The 2,803-nt window shown below is 63.6% G+C and carries 4 protein-coding genes; 1 reads left to right on the top strand and 3 read right to left on the bottom strand.

The features are described 5' to 3' along the window. From VGH68_RS24265 to lexA, 3 genes are all read right to left on the bottom strand, one after another. Positions 1-490, bottom strand: a 490-nt coding sequence (locus tag VGH68_RS24265) for a DUF2939 domain-containing protein (RefSeq protein ID WP_331606252.1), incomplete at its 3' end; no start/stop codon positions are given. Between the two features lie 107 nt (positions 491-597). After that, positions 598-942: a hypothetical protein gene (locus tag VGH68_RS24260; RefSeq protein WP_331606251.1), complete on the bottom strand. Its 345-nt coding sequence runs from the start codon at positions 940-942 to the stop codon at positions 598-600. A gap of 81 nt (positions 943-1,023) precedes the next feature. After that, positions 1,024-1,674, bottom strand: coding sequence for a transcriptional repressor LexA (gene lexA / locus VGH68_RS24255; protein WP_331606250.1), 651 nt, complete (start codon positions 1,672-1,674; stop codon positions 1,024-1,026). 312 nt (positions 1,675-1,986) lie between these two features. On the opposite strand from lexA, the gene VGH68_RS24250 reads away from it, so the two are divergent. Further along, a partial coding sequence (locus VGH68_RS24250) for a sulfate ABC transporter substrate-binding protein (RefSeq protein WP_331606249.1) occupies positions 1,987-2,803 on the top strand: 817 nt, incomplete at its 3' end.

The following is a 2,803-nucleotide window of genomic DNA, read 5'->3' as shown; positions in this document are numbered from 1 at the left end:
TGCTTTGGCGTTGGGGCGGCGCTGAATTGGCGGCCGGGGCCGCTGGGGCTTCGGTGCCGTTTGATGCCGGCGGGGCCGCCGGCTGCTCGCCTGCGGTGCCGCGCGGCGGCATCCCATTCAGCAACGCAGCGACGCCGTCTGGTGTCGCATAGGCATCGACGAGCGGGCCGATCAGCGTCACGCCAATGACCGCGCCGATGGTCGCCAACTTGTTACCGCTGTCCGCTTCCAGCCGGCGCGTCAGCATGTCGGCCACCTGCTGCTTGAGGCTGGCGCGCAGCGCCGGAAAGTCCACGTACTGATTGACTGTTTGCACGTCTCGCGCATCCGCGGCGCGTTTGAGATTGTTCACCGCCAGATAGGGGGATGCATAAACAAACCCGAGCGCGGCAATCACGATGACCACGATCAGCGTGATAAGCAGCGGCCGCGTCGCGCTGCCCTCGACGCGTTTTGGAATGCGCTTCGGAATGCGTTTCTGAACTTTCATCGGATGGGACCCCCCGGTGGGTTGTGATTCAGCGTCGATCACGGCGAGGATGAAACGATCCCATGCAACACGAATATCCGGGTACCGGAACTTCGACCCGAATCCGCTCAGGCTTCGAACACCGCGCCGTGCACGTTGGCTTCGTCGGCTATGCAGCGATCGATCATACGACATACCGCGTCGACCGTACCCACCATAATCAACCGCGACGGTCCATGGTAGACCCGCACCGGCGCGCGGCGCGCCGGTTCAGCCATGTTCAGGCCCGCGTTCAGCGACACGCGCGCAAACGCCGGCAACGACGACGGCAGCCCTGCGGCTTGCGTCGGCTCATCGAATAACGATGGCGTGTGTGCCACGGGCGCTTCCGTCAGTGAGCAGGGCGTGAGCTTGCGCAGATGGCGCAAGCGGCCGAACTGGCGAAAAGGCAGCAGGCGGGTAAGGCGTTCCATGAATCTCTCCAGGCGATGCGACGTGAATGCAGCTTCGGTTCGATGAACCGGCGCGAGCAGTTGGGCGGGTGCAACCGGGGATCAGAACTCGCCCGGGCGGATCAGCCCGACGGCGATCCCTTCGAGCGCGAAATCCGCGCTGCCGGTTTCCACGAAGATGTTGTCGTAATCGGGGTTCTCGGCGATCAGCTCGATGCCGTTCGGCCGTCGCTTCAGCCGCTTGACCGTTACGTCGTCGCCAAGCCGCGCGATGATGATCTGGCCATCCTTCGCTTCGCTGCGCTTTTGCACCGCGAGCAGATCGCCGTCGAGAATGCCCGCGTCGCGCATCGACAGGCCGCGCACCTTCAACAGGTAATCAGGTTTGCTCGAGAACAGCGCCGGGTCGCACGCATAGTGCTGCGAGATGTGTTCCTGCGCGAGGATCGGGCTACCCGCCGCGACCCGGCCGATCAGCGGCAACGACAACTGCATCAGGCTCGCATGCGGCAGCGTGAACTGATGCGGCGCGTCGTCGTGGCCGGTGAGCAGGCGAATGCCGCGCGATGCGCCGGCCGCCAGTTCGATCACGCCCTTGCGAGCCAGCGCGCGCAGATGCTCCTCCGCGGAATTGGCTGAGCTGAAGCCAAGCTCGGCGGCGATTTCGGCGCGGGTGGGCGGAAAACCGGTGCGCTCGATCGCGCGGCGGATCAATTCGTAAACCTGCTGCTGTCGTGCGGTGAGTTTTGTCATGGCCACTGTATGTATGAACAGGTAACTGTATTTTTATACAGTATGCGGCGCATTTCAAGCTTTACTTTAAGTTCGATGCGAGCGGCGCGCCGGCGCGTGGTTTCCGGACGTCATCGCGGCGATTTCAGCGTCGTAACGCCGGGCGCGTCTGCCGTTACCACTTTTGCGTATTAAAAAATGAAGAAACATTATTTTTAATGATGAAGGGGGTCCGATAGACTGGCCCCCGGCTTGGCGCTCATGTGCACGTGACCGCGACGCAGAACAACATCGGACGCTCATCAGCGGACCATCACGCGGAGAAAAGTTGACATGAACCATCGGCATACGGGGCTTGCGGCACGGACGAAGCAACTCCTCGCGGCGCTCGCCGTCGGCGCGGCAGGCGCGCTGGGCATGATCGCGTCGAGCGGGGCGGCGCACGCCGACACGACGCTGCTGAATGTTTCCTACGATCCGACGCGCGAGCTGTACCAGGACGTCAACCAGGCGTTCGGCAAGCAATGGAAGGCGAAGACCGGTGAAACGGTCACCTTCAAGCAGTCCCATGGCGGCTCGGGCGCGCAGGCGCGCTCGGTGCTCGACGGGCTGCAGGCCGACGTCGTGACGCTCGCGCTCGCTTATGACATCGACGCGCTCGCCAACAAGGGCCTCATCGACAAGGGCTGGCAGAAGCGCCTGCCCGACAATGCCGCGCCGTACACGTCGACGATCGTGTTTCTCGTGCGCAAGGGCAACCCGAAGCACATCAAGGACTGGGACGATCTGGTGAAGCCGGGTGTGTCGATCGTCACGCCGAATCCGAAGACCTCGGGCGGCGCGCGCTGGAACTATCTGGCCGCGTGGGCCTACGCCGAGCACCAGCCGGGCGGCAATGCGCAGAAGGCGAAGGAGTTCGTCGGCAAGCTCTACAAGAATGCAGGCGTGCTGGATTCGGGCGCGCGCGGCGCGACCACCAGCTTCGTGCAGCGCGGTATCGGCGACGTGCTGATCGCGTGGGAAAACGAAGCGTTTCTGTCGCAGAAGGAGTTCGGCGCCGACAAATTCGAGATCGTCGTACCGTCGGTGAGCATCCTTGCGGAGCCGCCGGTCGCGGTGGTCGACAAGGTCGTCGACAAGCACGGCACGC

The organism is Paraburkholderia sp. (assembly GCF_036488505.1).
Taxonomy (GTDB): Bacteria; Pseudomonadota; Gammaproteobacteria; order Burkholderiales; family Burkholderiaceae; genus Paraburkholderia.
The sequence above is the reverse complement of the archived record's forward strand: the minus strand, read 5'-3'. Positions and strand labels throughout refer to the sequence as shown.

Bases quoted from the DNA above. Each gene is read 5' to 3' on its own strand.
- VGH68_RS24260 (WP_331606251.1), bottom strand. From the start codon at position 942: ATGGAACGCCTTACCCGCCTGCTGCCTTTTCGCCAGTTCGGCCGCTTG.
- lexA (WP_331606250.1), bottom strand. From the start codon at position 1,674: ATGACAAAACTCACCGCACGACAGCAGCAGGTTTACGAATTGATCCGC.